Source organism: Streptomyces sp. NPDC028928 (assembly GCF_055564915.1).
The window spans coordinates 1,305,887-1,322,598 of record NZ_JBVHVI010000001.1; the positions used below are offsets into that span (position 1 = coordinate 1,305,887).

A 16,712-nucleotide genomic window follows, 5' to 3' on the forward strand; every position below is an offset into this window, starting at 1 on the left:
ACCGGGGCGGGGGCCGTTCCCACCGCCCCGGACGGCCGGGAGGGCCGGTCCGGAGCGGGGCGGTCACGGCCCTCCGCACGAGGTCGCGCGGAGGACCGCCGTACCGCCGGACGTGGTCGGAAGGGCGGACGTACTTCGGGCGTACGGACGTACTTCGGGCGTACTACTGGCCTGCTACGGGAGAAAGGAGGGGCCCACGGGTGGACCGGGCAGGCTCACCAGGCGACCGGGAGGCTCTTGAGGCCGAAGACGGAGCCGCGGGTGCGCAGCGGGACCTCCTCGGCCGGGGTGGCCGCCCGCAGGTCGGGGAAGGCCTGCAGCAACGCGCGCAGTCCGGTGCGGAGTTCGAGGCGGGCCAGGTTCTGGCCGACGCACTGGTGGATGCCGTGGCCGAAGGCCAGGTGGCCGGCGGTGTCCCGGTCGAGGTCGAGGTGGGCGGGGCAGCCGTACTTCGCCGGGTCGCGGTTGGCGGCCGGCAGGGACACCGTGACGGTCTCGCCCTTCTTCACCAGTTGGCCGTCCAGCTCGACGTCCTCCAGCGCGGTGCGGAAGATCTCGTACTGGTTGACGGTGATGTAGCGGAGGATCTCCTCCACCGCCGCGTCCACCCGGGACAGGTCGGCGCGCAGGGCGGCGAGTTGCTCGGGGTGGTGCAGCAGCGCCATGACGCCGACACTGAGAGCGCTCTCGGTGGTCTCGTAACCCGCGAACAGCAACAGGGCCACGATGTTGCCGAGTTCCTCGTCGGTCAGCTCGCCGGCGGCCAGGAGCCGGCTGATGATGTCGTCACCGGGCTGCCTGCGCTTGCGCTCGACGGTCTCCCCGATGAGCGCGCCGACCTGCTGGTAGACCGCCATCGACTCCTCGGCGTCCCCGTCGGGGTCGTGGGTGATGGCGGGCGCGTCGGCGTACCGTTCGCGCTCCTCGTACGGCAGGCCGACCAGGTCGGACAGGACCCGCAGGACGAGCGGCTTGGCGAAGGTGGTGAGCAGGTCGGCGGGTGCGCCGTGCTCGCGCATCTCCTCGATCTGCCCGGCGGCCACCGACTCGACGTGCGGGGCGAGTTCGGCGATGCGCCGGACGGTGAACTCGCGGGCCAGCATGCGACGGAACTTGGTGTGGTCCGGCGGGTCCATGTGGATGAACATGCCGGGCATCGCCGGGAACTGCGGTACGGGGGCGCCGTACTTGGTGACGGGGAAGTGCCCGATCTCCAGGCTGTGGCTGAAGCGGGGGTCGCTGAGGACCTCCCGGACGATCCGGTGACTGGTGGCGAACCAGCCGACGTGGCCGTCCGGATAGGTCATTCTGGCGAGCGGGCGGTCCTCACGCAGCTTGTCGAAGATCGCGGGAGGGTCGAAGTGATGGGTGCGTGACCAGACGTCCTCGTAGGACAGCATCTCGCTCATGAGGCACCTTCGAGGGCCAGTTTGCGCAGGGTGTCGCGGGCGTCGGCGAGGGACTTCTCACCCAGCGGCTTCAGCTGCGCCATGGCGGGCACGATGGCCGCGAAGGTGAGTTCGGCGTGCACGAACGTCAGGTTGTCGGCGAGGCCGATGGCGCTGAGCACGGCCTTCAGGTAGGGCTCCTGGTAGTCCCAGCCCTCGCGCGGGGTACCGGGGGCGTAGGAACCGCCGCGGGCGGTGACGACGATGACGTTCTTGCCGCTCAGCGCGCCGGACTCGGCGCCCGGGGGCAGCATGTGCGCGGGGGTGACCAGCCGGTCGATCCAGGCCTTGATGGACGACGGGATCGTGTAGTTGTACATCGGGATGCCGAACACGATCGTGGTCGCCTCGCGTACCTCGGCGTGCAGGGCCTCGGTGAGCGCCTTCTCCTCGGGGCTGACGCCGTGCAGGTCGCCGGTGGGGTCGAAGAGCCATTCGCGCACCTCGTGCGTGATGTGCGGGATGGGCTCGGCACCGAGGTCGCGGTAGGTGTAGCCGGCGTCCGGGTGGTTCTGCCGCCACTGGGTGACGAACTCGGCGGTGAGTTGCCGCGTCACGGACTCGCCGGAGCGGATGCTCGCGTCGACGTGCAGAAGATGGGTCATGACATGACTCCTGGCCAATCGGTATGGCTGTTCGGCAACCCGCCCGGTCCCTTCCGGCCGGCGCTCGCCGGCGGGACGGCACGACACGGTGAGGAGTGGTGCTTCCCTCGTGGAGGCTACGTGGGGGGACCGCCGCGGCGGCATCCCTCAGGTTGGTAGGGCGGTGGTGGTGGGGGCGGCGCGGAGCCGTCACCTGCGCTGACGGTCCCGCGCCGGCCGGTGGCTACCCGGCCTGCCGGACCATGGAGGGGCGGACCAGGAAGTCGGGTTCGGGCGTGGTGGCGGGCCGGTCGGCGCGTTCCTCCACCAGGATCCGGTTCCAGGAGCGGGCCAGTTCCACGCGGGAGGTCACGTCGAGCTTGCGGAAGATCTTCTTCAGGTGGAACGCCACCGTGTGCGGGGAGATGTAGAGCTGGCTGCCGACCCGGCCGTTGGTGAGGCCCTGGCTGACCAGCTCGGCCACGGCGAACTCGGTGTCGGTGAGCCGGCTGACCCGGGTCCGGCTGCGGGCCGGCCGGCCGCCGTGGTCGTCGAGTTCGCGGAGCCGGCTCTGGACCCGTGCGAGGTCCCGGGAGGACCCGGCGCTCAGATAGGCGTCGGCCGCGCGCCGGAGCAGGTCGACCGCCCGGTCGCGTTCCGGGACGCGCGCGGAGCGCACCCGGCTCGCGTCCTCCAGGGCGGACGCGCGGGCCCATGCGTCCAGGTGCCGTTCCGAGGCGGCCTCCAGGGCGTCCGCGTCGCCGGCGTACAGCCCGGAGGCGTGCTCGGCCGCGGCCTGGACGCTGCGGAAGCTGCGGTTCGTCAGGGCGAGCCGGCTCATGGTGCGGACGGTGCGTTCGGCGAGGTCGGTGTCGCCGAGCCGGTGTCCGGCCCGGACCAGCCAGGGGGCCGCGGCGGGCTGGGAGAGGAGCAGCTCGCGGGTGAGGACGTCGTCGTGGACGATGCCCTTGAGCAGGTGGGCCACGCTCTCCATGCCGTCACGCGCCTCCAGGGCCTGCGCGGCGGCCCAGACGCACTGGCCCGGCATGAGGTTCTCCTGCCCGAGCAGCGCCGCGTCCCGCAGCCGGTTGGCGTACAGCAGGCCGGTCGTCAGGTCCAGGGAGCGCACGGAGCACACGGCCATGACCACGTGGCCGCGTGGGGGGAGTCCGCGGTTGCCGGCCTGGGAGGCCAGCCGGAGCCCGGCTTCGGCCGCCGCGGTCGCCTCGGTGAGTCTGCCCCCGGCCAGATGGATCTCCGCCTCGCACAGCAGCCGTGCCGCCTGCGCCTCCGGTCGGTGTGGTCCGTGGGCGGCGGTGTCCTCGCCGGCGAGGAGGCGTTCGGCCGGCCGGAGGCCGCGGACGCGCGTCAGCAGCGTCGCGTACCAGACGCGCGCCTCCAGCGGCGCCTCTCGGGCGGGGCGTTCGCCCGTGGCCGGCTCCGATGCGGCGGCTGCTAACTCCATGCTTTTGCCGAGCCGCCCGTCGAGCCAGAAGAGTGCGGATTGTGCGACAGAACGGCCTGGCTCGGAAGACGATTCCAGAAGAGTTTGCTCGGATATGACTGAATATCGCGGGGGCACTACAACCTCTGACGTGTAATCGGGTGGCGTTCTGAACTCGTGGGGTAGTCGCGCTCTTACCCGTCGACCGTTTCTCCCGGACCGCGCATACGCTGCTCCCGTCATCCCCGTCGCGTATGTGATCCGGCCGCATCCGGCCGTCGGCGGTGCCCTCTCCCCTGGTACGGCAGTCCAGGGCCCGGCCCGGAATTGCCGAAAGGTGTCTTGCGTCCGCGCGCGTCCGCCGTCCAGCACGATCACGCACCTCACCGCCGGTGCGTCAGCGCCCGGTCGGCCTCGCTCCGGGAACGCACCGTCTGCGGAACCCGGCCCGGCGAAGCGAACACCGCCTGGAACAGTCCGAATTGGTGCAGGACATCAAGTAACCCCCCTGGCCTGTGACCCAGTTGTCCGTGTTGCCTACACGTGTGATGAACGCAGTCGCGCACGAACGTCACAAGGCTGGCGAGATATAACGCTCTCGCCACCTACTCGTCGATCCTTCGCACAACGATACGTATTCATTCGGTGAAGTACCACGAATCGCTGTGACGCTGCCGTTAACGCTCCTCGACGACTGACCCGGAGTGTGCTCGGCCGCGGTCGGCGTTCACCATTCCCCCACACAAGTCCCACCCCTGCGGGAGTGGCAAGGCGGCTCGCCGTCCCGCACGTCCCGGGGAGTAGCCCTGCCCCGGTCGGCGCCTTCGTGAACGTGACCAACGCCACGGGCGCCGGACGCCGTTCGGCCGAGACCGGTACGGCCGGGTTCGGCCACCGTGGCCGAAGCGCGGCGCCGGGTCAGCGCACCCGGCCCGCCGCGCGGCCGGCCAGCAGGTCCCGCAGCTCCCGGGCGTTGCGCCGGCTGACGGCGAGAACCCGGTCCCCGATCCGGACGGTCAGGTTGCCGCCGTCCACGCGGAGTTCCTCGATCCGGCCGAGGGCGACGAGCCGGCTGCGGTGGATCCGGACGAAGCCGCGCGGGCGCCACTGCTCCTCCAGTGTGGACAGCGGTATCCGCACCAGATGGCTGCCGTGGCCGGTGTGCAGCCGGGCGTAGTCGCCCTGCGCCTCGACGTAGGTGATGTCGGCGAGGGGCACGAACCGGGTGACCCCGCCCAGTTCCACCGGCACCTGGTCGCCGAAGGGGGCCGCCGCGGGTCCGGGCGCCGCGGGGGCGGCCGGGCGGGGCCCCTGACCGGCCCGGACCAGCTCGGCGACCCGCCGTACCGCCTCGGCGAAGCGCTCCTTGCGGAGCGGCTTGAGCAGGTAGTCCACGGCCTTCAGGTCGAAGGCGCGCACGGCGAAGTCCTCGTAGGCGGTGACGAAGACGATCAGCGGTGGTGCGGCGAACCCGCCCAGCAGCCGGGCCAGTTCGAGGCCGCTGAGGCCGGGCATGTCGATGTCGAGGAAGACGACGTCGAAGCCGTCCGTGCCGTCGGGGCCCTCCGCCGCGGCCCGGCTCAGCAGGCGCAGCGCCTCGGTGGCCGCCGGGGCGGGTACGACGGTGCCGACCCGCGGGTCCTCCCCCAGCAGGTACAGCAGCTCTGCCAGCGCGGGTTCCTCGTCGTCCACGGCCAGGACGCGCAAGGGCACGTCGGTCACCCTCATGTCCGGCAGCTCCTTCCGTCCTCGGCCGCTCTCCCATGGTGGTCCCGCGGGCGGGCGCCGTCGAGATCACGGACGGTGGTGTGTCCGGGCCGTGACCCGCCGATGATCCCCTGGTCCGCGCAACGGCCGGCACCAGGAGACCCGGTGGCACACGCGGACGGGGGCCGGTTCCGGCCGCTGGGCCCGCCGGGCGCCGGCTGCGGCACCGGCGAGCCCGCCCGCCACCTGGCCGCGAACGGGTACCGGGCCGCAGCGCGGGGTCAGGTGGTGGTGTCGGGGTGTGCCGGGCTGAGGTAGTGCACGGTGCTCGTCTCGCAGTGCGGCTGGAGCAGGGTCTGCAGGTCGTCGGCCGCGGCCTTGAGCAGGTGCCCGTCGCGGGCGGCGGCGACGGTCTCCAGGACGAAGGCGACGCGGGTGGAGTGGGGGGTGACGCGGGTGCGGTGCGCGTCGCGGTGGTTCCAGTGCCTGGTGAGCACGTCGGTGGTGTCGGTGTAGATGATCTCGCCCGGCTTGGGGTTCTCGACCGTGTCGGGTTCGCCGAGCGGGGTGAAGGTCTCGGTGCCGTCGGCATGGCGGATGTCGACGGCGCCGGTGACGTGGTCGAGGTCGAAGGCGCCGGCGGGCAGACCGTGGCGGACGGAGACGGCGTTGTAGGAGTCGACGGCCGGGTTGATACGGGGCAGGGTGCCCTTCTTGGCCAGGCGGCGGCCGAGGGCGTCGACGCTGGGCCGGGTCCGGCGGGGGTTGGTGCCGAAGGAGCGGTAGGCGGCGTGCCATGCCTCGATGCGCGGGTCGCTCTCGTCGGCGGGCCGCCACGCGCCGGCGGCGAGCCGCTGTTCCAGGTCCTGAAGGGCGGTGGTGGTGGCGGGCCAGTGTTCGTGGCCGCGCAGGCCGGCGGTGGTGACGACGGCGATGAGGGTGTCGGGGAAGGCGTCCGCGACGGCGGGGCTGAGGCGGAAGGTGGTCACAGGAGGTCCGTTCCAGGATGGTGCGAGAGCGGGCGGGAGATCGGGTCAGGGTTTCCAGGTGCCGATGCGGTCGAGACGGCGTAGTTGTCGGTCGGCCGTGGTCGCGTCCAGGGCGGTGCCGCGTTCGGTGAGCCGGCGGGCGGTGTCGGTGCGCTGCTCGACGGGCTTGTGGTCGTCGTACTTGAACTTCGCCCGTACCTCGGTGACGTCCAGGCGCAGGCCGCGGATTCCGGGCAGCATCCGCCCGTACGGCGGCTGGTCGACCTCGATGGGGGCGTGATCGCCTTCGGGCTGGAAGTGGGCCATCTGGCGGCGCAGCAGCTCGGCCTTGGCCCCGGGCTCGTCGATGATCGCGGCCCGGCAGGTGAACTGGACGGCCGCGTAGTAGCTGGTCGGGACACCGTCGGTGGGCGGGATGCCGGGCCCCGCGCGCCACGGGCCGGGGATGAAGGCGTAGTCGCCGGTGACGGTGAAGGTGACGTTCGGGTCGGCCTCGATCGGCTTCCAGACCGGGTTGGGACGGGCGAGGTGGATCAGCAGGGTGCTGCCGTCGGCGGTGAAGTGGGTGGGCACGACGATCGGTGCCTGGCCGGGCGGGCCGTTGACGCTGAGGACGCCGAAGTCATGGCCGTCGGCGATCCAGGTCTGCCACTCGGCGTCGTCCAGGGCGGTGTCCCAGGGCTGGATGAACATGCGCGGTTCCTCCGGGCGTGGTGCGGGGTCAGGTGAGGGCGAGGAGGCTGACGGCGACGGCGGCGGTGCCCAGGCCGATCAGCTGGGCGCGGTGGACGCGCTCGGCCAGCACGCCGCGGGCGAGCAGGACGGTGCCGGCCGGGTACAGGGCGGTGATCACGGCGACAACGGCCAGGTCGCCGCTGCGGGCGGCGAGCAGGAACAGCAGGTTGGCCACCGAGTCCAGCACGCCGGCCGTCGCCGAGATCGCGTACGCCGGCTTCTCCGGGCCCAGCCGGCGGTACATGAGTCCGGCGGCGGCCAGGGTGACGGCGGAGGACACGGCGCGGCCGGTGATCAGCGGGCCGACGCCGCTGTCGGACGGCGCCTGGTGCAGGAAGACCAGCTGCAGGGCGATGGCGGCTCCGGCACCGAAGGCCGGCAGCAGCGCGGTGTGCGACGGGCGGGCCGACTTCGCGCCGTGTCCGGCGCTGACCAGCACCACCGCCGCCGGCGCCAGCGGCAGGCCGATCAGCCCGGCCGGCCCCAGGTGCTCGCCCTGCACCAGCCCGACCGCGACCGGCAGCATCGCCGAGACCAGCGCGGTGACCGGCGACAGGACGTTCATCGGGCCGATCGCCAGCGTGCGGTAGAGCAGGGCGAACGCGGCCGCCGACGCCACACCGGACGCCGCGCCCCACGCGAGGGTGGCGGGCGCCGAGGCCGCCCAGGAAGTCGGCACATCCGTAGGCCAGGGAACTGCCCAGGGCCAGCAGCAGAGCGGTCACGGGTACATCCCTTACTATCAATGGAACGACTGCACCGTACAACGCATCGACCGCCGTCCGTCAACCGAACGACCGTGTGGTGCATTCCACCGACCGTCCTGGAGGGGTGAAGCGATGACCGAGACCGAGGCGGCCCTGCGGACGCTGGCGCACAACGTCCGGGCGGCCCGTACCCGCGCCGGGCTGTCCCTGGACGAACTCGGCCGCCGCGCCAAGGTCAGCAAGGGCGCCCTGGTCGGGCTGGAGAAGGCCCAGGGCAACCCGAACTTCGCCACCCTGGTCCGCCTCGCCGACACCCTCGGCGTCTCCGTCTCGGCCCTGATGGAAGGCCGAGCCGAAGAACGAGTCCGGGTGGTGAGCGCCGACACCGTCATGCCCCTGTGGAAGGGCGAGCACGGCAGCGAGGCCCGGCTCATGCTGACCACCAGCGGCCCGGCGGCGACCGAGGTCTGGCGCTGGACACTCGAACCCGGCGAGGAGTACCCCAGCCACCCCCACCAGGCCGGCGTGACCGAAACCGTCAGCGTCACCGCCGGCCGGATGACACTCGTCGTCGACGGCACCGAGCACTCTGTCGAAGCCGGTCAGACCGCCACCTTCGAGGCCGACGCCCCTCACACCTACCGCGGCGCGGGCACCGAGACCTGCTACCTGATCATGACCGTCCACCTGCCCCCCGGCCCCGCGTGACGGCTGTCGCCGGGCAGCAAGGTGAAGGCCCCGGCTCAGTCGGGCAGGACCAGCCGGGCGGTCTCCCCCGGCATCACCGGTATCACCCAGTCACGCAGACGGACGTCGATGGGTGACTGGTCGGACTCCGGTACGGCGATCTCCAGCAGTCCGCTGCGCAGCCGCAGCCGCACGCCCCAGTGGCCGTGGTAGCGGATGCTGAAGCCGTAGGAGGACAGCTCGGGCAGCGGGACGGGGTCGAGGCACAGGCCGCCGCCGCCGGTCTCCAGACCGGTCAGCCCGCGCTGCACGAGGTCGAGCGTGCCGGCCATCGCGCCGAGGTGGATGCCCTCGCCGGTGGTGCCGCCCTGCAGGTCGGCGATGTCACCGCGCAGCGCCTCCTGGACGAAGCTCCAGGCGTCGGCGCGGCGGGCGCGGGCCAGGATCCAGCCGTGGACCAGGCCGCTGAGGGTGGAGCCGTGGCTGGTGCGGTGCAGGTAGTGGTCCACGGTCGAATGCCAGGTGTGCTCGTCCAGGTGGTGGCCCAACTGCTGGAAGAGTCCGCGCAGTTCGGCGGGTGAGAAGAGGTAGCCGAGCATCAGGACGTCGGCCTGTTTGGACGCCTTGTAGCGGTTGACGGTGTCGCCCTCGGCCTCCAGGATCCGGTCCAGGCGCCGGATGTCCGGGTACCGCGTGCGGTAGCCGTCCCAGTCCAGTTCGGCGAGGTCGCCGTAGCCGTCGAACTGGCTGATCACCCCGTCGTGGAAGGGGACGTGCAGGGCGCGGGAGACCTCCGCCCAGCGGGCCGGCTCGTCCTCGGCGAGGCCGGTGTGTTCCTGGAGTTCGCGGCGGCGCGGCTCGGGCAGGCCGTGCAGCAGCTCCAGGGCGCGGCTGAGCACCCAGGCGGCGGTGACGTTCGTGTACGCGTTGTCGTCCAGGCCGGGCCGGGCCGCGCCCGGATAGGCGTCGTGGTACTCGTCGGGGCCGACCACGCCCCGGATGCGGTACCGGCCGAGATGGCCGTCCCAGACCGCCGACTGCCCCCAGAAGCGGGCGATCTGCAGGAGCATCTCGGCGCCCTCGCCGTTGCGGAAGTCGATGTCACCGGTCGCCTCGCAGTACTGCCAGACGTTGTAGGCCACGGCCGAGCCGACGTGGTGCTGGAGCCGGGAGTGGTCCGGGATCCAGCGGCCGGAGCGCGGGTTGAGGTGGACCTGCTGGGTCTCCTCGCGGCCGTCGCTGCCGCTCTGCCACGGGTAGAGCGCGCCGCACCGGCCGAGTTCCCGGGCCGCGTGGCAGGCCGCGTCCAGGCGGCGGTGGCGGTAGCGGAGCAGGGCGCGGGAGACCTCGGGCAGATGGAGGTTGAGGTAGGGCAGGACGAAGAGTTCGTCCCAGAAGACGTGCCCGCGGTAGGACTCGCCGTGCAGTCCGCGGGCGGGGACGCCGACGTCCAGGTCGGCGGTGTGCGGCGAGAGGGTCTGCAGCACGTGGAACAGGTGCAGGCGCAGGATGCTGCCCGCCTCGCCGGGCACGTCGAGGGCGGTGCGCCGCCACAGCTGCTCCCAGGCCACGCGGTGCGTCTCCCGCAGTTCCTCGAAGCCGGGCGCGGCGGCGGCCCGGTCGACGGCCGCGCGCAGCGGGTCGCTGATCGCGGGGTCGCGGGAGGTGTGCAGGGCGATGGTCTTGTCGACGGTGACGGTCCGCCCGGGCGGCAGCCGCAGCCGCAGCCGCTGTACCGCGCGGTGGACCTCGTTGGCATGGGTGACCGGCTCCTCGGCGGTCAGCCGGGCGGCCAGTCCGAAACCGATGTCGGAGGTCCGGGTACGACAGCGCAGCCAGACGACGCCGGGTGCGGCGGTGCCGACCTGGACGTGGGTGAGGTGCCGGCCGTCCAGGTCCCGGTAGCGGGCGACACCGGAGTTGGTGACACTCCCGTCGAGGGCGGCCTCCACGTCCAGGTCGACGGTGCGGCCCTCGGCGGTGAACTCGGTGCGCAGCGCGGCGAGATGAGGGTCGTCCAGATGGACCAGGCGCTCCTGCCGGACGACGAGGCTGGCGCCGGCACCGAGGGGGTAGCGGGTGCGGCGCTCCAGGAGGCCGGGATCGAGGTGGAGCATCTGGTGGTGCTCGGCGACGGGGGTGGTGTCCGGGGTGAGCCAGTCCCCGCCGGCGGGCCGGAAGCGCAGTGGCAGCCAGTTGGGCAGGTTGACCATGTCCTCGTTCTCGACCCGGCGCCCGGCGATCTCGGAGGTGAGCCGGTTGTAGCAGCCGGCCGCGTAGGTGCCCGGGTAGTGGACGTGGTCCGCGGTGCACTCGGGCAGCGCCCCGCGTGTGGCGAAGTAGCCGTTGCCGAGGGTGCACAGCGACTCCCGCAGGCGTTCCTCGGCGGGACGGTAGCCCTCGTACTCCCAGCTGGGCCCGTCCACCGTCAGCCCTCGGACAGCAGGCGGGCGAGGATCCGGTCGGGGGTGAGGGGGAGGGTGCGGAAGCGGATGCCGGTGGCGTGGTGGACGGCGTTGCCGAGGGCGGCGGCGGTGCCGACGATGCCGATCTCGCCGATGCCCTTGCTCCCCATGGGGTTGAGGTGGGGGTCGTCCTCGTCGATCCAGTCGGCCTCGACGGCGGGGACGTCGGCGTGCACGGGCACGTGGTAGGAGGCGAGGTCGGCCTCGGGGAAGTCGCCGAACGCCCGGTCCAGGGTGCTGTGCTCGGTGAGGGCCATGCCCAGGCCCATGATCATGGCACCGGTGAACTGGGAGCGTGCCGTGCGGGCGTTGAGGATCCGTCCGGCGGCGAAGATCCCCAGCAGCCGGCGTACCCGGATCTCGCCGGTGACGGTGTCGACGGCGACCTCGGCGAAGTGGGCGCCGAACGCGTGCCGCGCGTAGGGACTGTCGGCGTCGGCGGTCCCGGTGGTGTCCGCGCGGACCGTCGGCCCCTCCTCGGGGTGGGCGGCGAGCCGGGCGCACGCCTCGTGCACGGCCCAGCCCCAGGAGGCGGTGCCCATGGAGCCGCCGGCCAGCGGTGCGGGCGGCAGATCGGTGTGGCCGACCTCGGTGCGCACCCGGTCCAGGGGCACGCCGAGGGCGTCGGCGGCGATCTGGGCGAGGACGGTACGGGCTCCGGTGCCGATGTCGGCCGCGTTGAGCCGGACGACGAAGGTGCCGTCGGGCCGGGCCTCGGCGGTGGCGGTGGACGGGGCGACCTGCACGGGGTAGGTGGCGGCGGCGACGCCGGTGCCGAGCAGCAGCGGGCCCTCGCGGCGGACGCCGGGGCGCGGGTCGCGGCCGTCCCAGCCGAAGCGGCGGGCGCCCTCGCGCAGGCACTCCACGACATGCCGGCTGCTGAACGGCCTGCCGCTCTCCGGCTCCCGCTCCGGTTCGTTGCGGACACGCAGCTCCACCGGGTCCAGGCCGAGCGCGTCGGCGAGTTCGTCCAGGGCGGACTCCAGGGCGTACATGCCGGGTGCCTCGCCAGGGGCCCGCATCCAGGACGGACTGGGCACGTCCAGCGGCACCACGCGGTGGGTGCTGCGCAGGTTCGGTGTGGCGTACATGACGCGGGAGACCACGCCGGCGTGTTCCACGAACTCCCTGACCCGGGAGGTCTGGGTGGTGACCTCGTGCAGTACGGCGGTGAGCCGGCCGTCCGGCTGTGCGCCGAGCCGCAGCCGCTGCACGGTGGGGGCGCGGTGGCCGACGACGGTCGGCAGGTACCGGCGGGGGTAGGCCAGGGTGACGGGCCGGCCGGTGTGCCGGGCGGCCAGCGCGGCGAGGACGACGTCGGGGCGCGGGGTCCCCTTGGAGCCGAAGCCGCCGCCGACGTGCTCGGCGACGACGGTGATCCGCTCCTCGGGCAGCCGGAACAGCTGGGCGAGCACGGACCGCACGGCCGTACCGCCCTGGCTGGAGGTGTACACGGTGAGCCGGTCCCCGTCCCAGTGGGCCGTGCTCGCGTGCGGCTCCATGGGGTGGTTGTGCAGCGGCGGCACCCGGTAGGTGACGTCGACGCGGACCTCGGCCGAGGCGAAGGCGGCGTCGGGGTCGCCGTGCTCGACCCGGCCGGGCTGGCCGTTGACGTCCTCGGGCTCGTAGCCGCCCGGGTGGCCTTCGAGGGGGCCGGTGTCGTGAGGCGCGCTGTCGTAGGTGACCCGGACGGCCCGGGCGGCGGCGCGGGCGGCCTCCAGGGTGTCGGCGACGGCCAGGGCGACGCACCAGCCGCGGTGCGGCACGTCCGGGCGCTGGAGCACGGCGAGCGTGCCGTCCTCGGGTTCGGCGAGCCGGGGGGCGTCGAAGGGGGTGAGGACGGTGAGGACGCCGGGCAGGGCGAGGGCGGCCGAGGTGTCGACGGCGCGGACCCGGCCGTGGGCGACGGCGGCGGGCACGGGCCAGGCGTGGGCGCGGCCGGGCAGGGTGTACTCGGCGGCGTAGCGGGCGGCGCCGGTGACCTTCTGACGTCCTTCGCGGCGCTCGGCGGGGGCGCCCAGGGGGCTGCCGGTCGTGCCGGTCATGGGGTCCTCCTGCTCCTCCTGTGACGGCTCGGGCTGTGACGGGCTCGCGGGCTGTGACGGCTCAGGCCGGTGCGGGGGCCGGGGCGAGACGGTTCAGGACGTCGAGAGCGAGGTTGTGGGCGAGGGACACCTTGTAGGCGTTGTCCCGCAGGGGCTCGGCGTGCGCGAGTTCCAGGTCGACGGCCCCTTCGAAGGCGGCGTGGGTGGCGGGGGCGCCCAACAGGGCCAGCTCGGTGTGCCGGGCCCGCCAGGGCTTGTGGGCGAGCCCGCCGAAGGCGACCCCGACCTGGTCGATGACGCCGTCCGCGACGCGCAGCACGACGGCCACGGAGGCCAGCGCGAAGGCGTACGACGCCCGGTCCCGGGCCTTGCGGTAGGCGGAGGGCACGCCGGCGGTGGCGGCCGGGAGCAGCACGCCGGTGATGAGTTCGCCGGGGCCGATCCAGGTGTCCCGCTCGGGGTGCTCGCCGGGCAGCCGGTGGAAGTCGGCCACCGGCAGGCGCCGGGGGCCGTCGGTGCCGTACAGCTCGACCTGGGCATCCAGGGCGGCGAGGGCGACGGCCATGTCCGAGGGGTGGGTGGCGATGCACAGCTCGGAGTGGCCCAGGACAGCGTGGTCGCGGTGGACGCCGTCCCGGGCGCCGCAGCCGCTGCCCGGCTCCCGTTTGTTGCAGGGTTTGCCCAGGTCCTGGAAGTAGGGGCAGCGGGTGCGCTGGAGCAGGTTGCCGCCGGTGGTGGCGGCGTTGCGCAGCTGCGCGGAGGCGCCCGCGAGGAGCGCCTGGGACAGGGCCGGCCAGCGCTCGCGGACCCGCGGGTCGGCGGCGAGGTCGCTGTTGCGGACGGTGGCGCCGACCCGCAGGGAGCCGTCGGGCAGCTCCTCGATGCCGTCCAGCGGCAGCCGGCCGATGTCGATGAGGAGGGCGGGCCGTTCCACGCCGAGTTTCAGCAGGTCGACCAGGTTGGTGCCGCCGGCCAGATAGCGGGCGCCGGGGTGGGCGGCGTAGGCCTCGACGGCCTCCTGGACGCTGCCGGGCCTGAGGTATCCGAAGCCGTTCACTCAGATCACGTCCTCGATCGCCTCGACGATGCGCGGGTAGGCGCCGCAGCGGCACAGGTTGCCGCTCATCCGCTCGCGGATCTCGGGCCGGTCCAGCGGTACGGGCCCCTCCATGGGGGCCGTCGGGTCGGTGACGTGGGAGGGGTGCCCGGCGGCGGCCTCGGCGAGCATGCCCACGGCGGAGCAGAGCTGGCCGGGGGTGCAGTAGCCGCACTGGAAGGCGTCGCGGTCCAGGAAGGCCCGCTGCAGCGGGTGCGGCTCCTCGCCGTCGCCGCCCAGGCCCTCGACGGTGGTGACCTCGCTGCCGTCGAGGGTCACGGCGAGCAGCAGACAGCTGTTGACGCGGCGCCCGTCGACCAGCACGGTGCAGGCACCGCACTGGCCGTGGTCGCAGCCCTTCTTGGACCCGGTGAGATCCAGGTCCTCACGGAGCAGGTCCAGCAGGACGCGCCGGTGGTCGACGCGCAGGGTGTGGGGTTTTCCGTTGACCCGGAGGGTGACCTCGGAGTGGTGGCCGGGCCGGGATGCGCTGGTCATGGCGGGGACGACCTTCCGGACGGGCGGTGGAGCCGTGCAGACCGCGTATCCAGCTCACGCCGGGCTCACACGTCCGGAAGGTCATCCCCTGACGTGACTGACGGTGCCGGTGCCGGCGCCGGCCCGGACGCGGACCTCGCTGTCCGGGCGTACTGGAAGGTCACCGGGGAGCCCGGCCCGCTCCTGGCACGTCCCGCTGGAGACCCGGCGCGGACTGGCCGGCCCGGGCCCGCACGCCGCTCCCTGGGCGGACCGGCTCCGGGCGCTGACCGCCGAGGGCGAGCCCTGGGTCCGTGCCGAGGCGTCCCAGGCCCTGCCGGCCGCGACCGGCGGACGACCCGGCACGCCCGCCCCCTCAGACCGCCCGCACCCCCGCCCGCTCAGACCGCCGGCCCTCCCGCCCCCTCCGTCTCGTCCCGGCCCGCGAACTGCGTGCGGTACAGCTCCGCGTACCGTCCGTCCGCCGCCAGCAGCTCCTCGTGCGTACCCCGTTCCACGATGCGGCCGGACTCCACGACGAGGATCTGGTCGGCGGCCCGGACCGTGGACAGGCGGTGGGCGATGACCACGGCGGTGCGGCCCTCCAGGGCCTCGGTGAGCGCCTCCTGGACGGCCGCCTCGGAGGTGTTGTCGAGGTGGGCGGTGGCCTCGTCCAGGATGACCACGCGCTGGCGGGCCAGCAGCAGCCGGGCGATGGTCATGCGCTGGCGTTCGCCGCCGGAGAGCCGGTAGCCGCGCTCGCCGACGACCGTGTCCAGACCGTCGGGCAGGGACCGTACGACGTCGGCGAGGCGGGCGCGGCCGAGGGCGTCCCACAGCTCGTCGTCACTCGCGTCCGGGCGGGCCAGCAGCAGGTTGGCGCGGACGGTGTCGTGGAAGAGGTGGCCGTCCTGGGTGACCATGCCGAGGGTCGCCCGGAGGGAGGCGGCGGTCAGGTCCCGGACGTCGACCCCGCCGATGCGGACCGCGCCGGCGTCGACGTCGTACAGGCGCGGCAGCAGCTGGGCGATGGTCGACTTGCCGGCGCCGGAGGAGCCGACGAGGGCGACGGTCCGGCCGGGTTCGGCGCGGAAGGAGATGCCGTGCAGCACCTCGGTGCCGCCGCGGGTGTCGAGCGCGGCGACCTCCTCCAGGGAGGCGAGGGAGACCTGGTCGGCGGCGGGGTAGGAGAAGCGGACGTCGTCGAACTCGACGGCCACCGGGCCGTCGGGGACCTCGCGGGCGTCCGGCTTCTCGGCGATGAGCGGCTCGAGGTCGAGCACCTCGAAGACCCGCTCGAAGCTGACGATCGCGCTCATGACCTCGACCCGGGCCCCGGCGAGCGCGGTCAGCGGGGCGTACAGCCGGGTCAGCAGCAGGGCGAGGGAGACGACCGCGCCGGCCTCCAGGGTGCCGCGCAGCGCGAACCAGCCGCCGAGGCCGTAGACGAGGGCCAGGGCGAGGGCGGAGACGAGGGTGAGGGAGGTGATGAAGACCGACTGGGCCGTCGCCGTGCGGACGCCGATGTCCCGGACCTGGGCGGCCCGCGCAGCGAACTCCGCCGACTCCTCCTCCGGGCGCCCGAACAGCTTGACCAGGGTGGCGCCGGGGGCGGAGAACCGCTCGGTCATCCGGGTGCCCATGGCCGCGTTCAGCGCCGCCGCCTCCCGCTGCATGCGGGCCATCCGGCTGCCCATGCGGCGGGCGGGCAGCACGAACACCGGCAGGAGAACGAGTGCGAGCAGGGTGATCTGCCAGGACAGGGTGAGCATCACCGCGAGGGTGAGCAGCAGGGTGACCAGGTTGCTGACGACACCGGAGAGGGTGTTGGCGAACGCCCGCTGGGCGCCGATCACGTCATTGTTGAGACGGCTGACCAGCGCTCCCGTACGGGTACGTGTGAAGAACGCGACGGGCATGCGCTGCACATGATCGAACACGGCCGTGCGGAGGTCGAGGATGAGTCCCTCCCCGAGCGTCGCCGACAGCCGGCGGCCGAGGATGCCGAGCCCCGCCTCCACGAGCGCCACGAGCGCGATGAGCAGGGAGAGCCGGACCACCGTGCCGGAGTCGTGCCCCGCCACGATCGCGTCGACGACGCGGCCGGCGAGCACGGGGGTCGCCACGGCGAGCAGGGCGGTCACCACCCCGAGCAGGACGAACCGGACGATGCCGGCGCGGTGCGGACGGGCGAAGGCGGCGATGCGGCGCAGCGTGGCGCGGGCGAACGGGCGACGCTCGGACTGCGCGTTCATCACGCTGTGCAGCTGCGTCCAGGCGGTGGTCTCCATGCTCATGGAAGAGACCGTAGAACCTCAAGGTTCGTTG

The 16,712-nt window shown here is 73.3% G+C and carries 12 protein-coding genes and 1 pseudogene; 1 reads left to right on the forward strand and 12 read right to left on the reverse strand.

The features are described from left to right. Positions 1-215: 215 nt before the first annotated feature. The 7 genes and pseudogenes from ACZ4U1_RS05445 to ACZ4U1_RS05475 all read right to left on the reverse strand — a co-directional run bounded on the left by ACZ4U1_RS05445 (position 216) and on the right by ACZ4U1_RS05475 (position 7,632). Complete coding sequence (locus ACZ4U1_RS05445; RefSeq protein WP_467899834.1) at positions 216-1,409, reverse strand: cytochrome P450; 1,194 nt, start codon at positions 1,407-1,409, stop codon at positions 216-218. Further along, positions 1,406-2,053 carry an FMN-dependent NADH-azoreductase gene (locus ACZ4U1_RS05450; RefSeq protein WP_467899837.1) on the reverse strand — a complete coding sequence of 216 codons (648 nt, stop codon included), beginning with the start codon at positions 2,051-2,053 and terminating at the stop codon, positions 1,406-1,408. Before ACZ4U1_RS05450 ends, ACZ4U1_RS05445 begins: the two co-directional genes overlap by 4 nt. Before the next feature lie 223 nt (positions 2,054-2,276). Beyond that, entirely contained in the window at positions 2,277-3,497 is a 1,221-nt protein-coding gene (locus ACZ4U1_RS05455) for a helix-turn-helix transcriptional regulator (protein WP_467899839.1), read from the reverse strand. Between the two features lie 897 nt (positions 3,498-4,394). Then, on the reverse strand, positions 4,395-5,204 hold the full coding sequence (locus ACZ4U1_RS05460; RefSeq protein ID WP_467899842.1) for a LytR/AlgR family response regulator transcription factor: 810 nt from the start codon (positions 5,202-5,204) through the stop codon (positions 4,395-4,397). A 260-nt stretch (positions 5,205-5,464) separates the two neighbouring features. Further along, positions 5,465-6,172 (reverse strand): B3/B4 domain-containing protein, encoded by a 708-nt coding sequence (locus tag ACZ4U1_RS05465; RefSeq protein WP_467899844.1) that lies wholly within the window; start codon positions 6,170-6,172, stop codon positions 5,465-5,467. A gap of 45 nt (positions 6,173-6,217) precedes the next feature. Beyond that, a complete protein-coding gene (locus tag ACZ4U1_RS05470; protein WP_467899846.1) occupies positions 6,218-6,865 on the reverse strand; it encodes an FMN-binding negative transcriptional regulator in 648 nt (215 codons plus the stop codon). A gap of 28 nt (positions 6,866-6,893) precedes the next feature. Continuing rightward, positions 6,894-7,632 (reverse strand): annotated as a pseudogene (locus ACZ4U1_RS05475) (EamA family transporter). A 114-nt stretch (positions 7,633-7,746) separates the two neighbouring features. On the opposite strand from ACZ4U1_RS05475, the gene ACZ4U1_RS05480 reads away from it, so the two are divergent. Beyond that, positions 7,747-8,322 carry a helix-turn-helix domain-containing protein gene (locus ACZ4U1_RS05480; protein ID WP_467899848.1) on the forward strand — a complete coding sequence of 192 codons (576 nt, stop codon included), beginning with the start codon at positions 7,747-7,749 and terminating at the stop codon, positions 8,320-8,322. 35 nt (positions 8,323-8,357) lie between these two features. On the opposite strand, the gene ACZ4U1_RS05485 is transcribed toward ACZ4U1_RS05480, so the two are convergent. The 5 genes from ACZ4U1_RS05485 to ACZ4U1_RS05505 form a co-directional block, all read right to left on the reverse strand. Then, a complete protein-coding gene (locus ACZ4U1_RS05485) occupies positions 8,358-10,727 on the reverse strand; it encodes a glycoside hydrolase family 65 protein (protein WP_467899851.1) in 2,370 nt (789 codons plus the stop codon). Positions 10,728-10,729: 2 nt separating this feature from the next. Beyond that, on the reverse strand, positions 10,730-12,811 hold the full coding sequence (locus tag ACZ4U1_RS05490; protein WP_467899853.1) for a xanthine dehydrogenase family protein molybdopterin-binding subunit: 2,082 nt from the start codon (positions 12,809-12,811) through the stop codon (positions 10,730-10,732). A gap of 61 nt (positions 12,812-12,872) precedes the next feature. Continuing rightward, the gene (locus ACZ4U1_RS05495) at positions 12,873-13,868 is read right to left on the reverse strand and encodes an FAD binding domain-containing protein (RefSeq protein ID WP_467899855.1); all 996 of its coding nucleotides are present in this window, start codon (positions 13,866-13,868) and stop codon (positions 12,873-12,875) included. After that, entirely contained in the window at positions 13,869-14,405 is a 537-nt protein-coding gene (locus tag ACZ4U1_RS05500; protein ID WP_467899857.1) for a 2Fe-2S iron-sulfur cluster-binding protein, read from the reverse strand. Positions 14,406-14,785: 380 nt separating this feature from the next. Continuing rightward, a complete protein-coding gene (locus ACZ4U1_RS05505; RefSeq protein ID WP_467900098.1) occupies positions 14,786-16,675 on the reverse strand; it encodes an ABC transporter ATP-binding protein in 1,890 nt (629 codons plus the stop codon). Positions 16,676-16,712 lie beyond the last annotated feature (37 nt).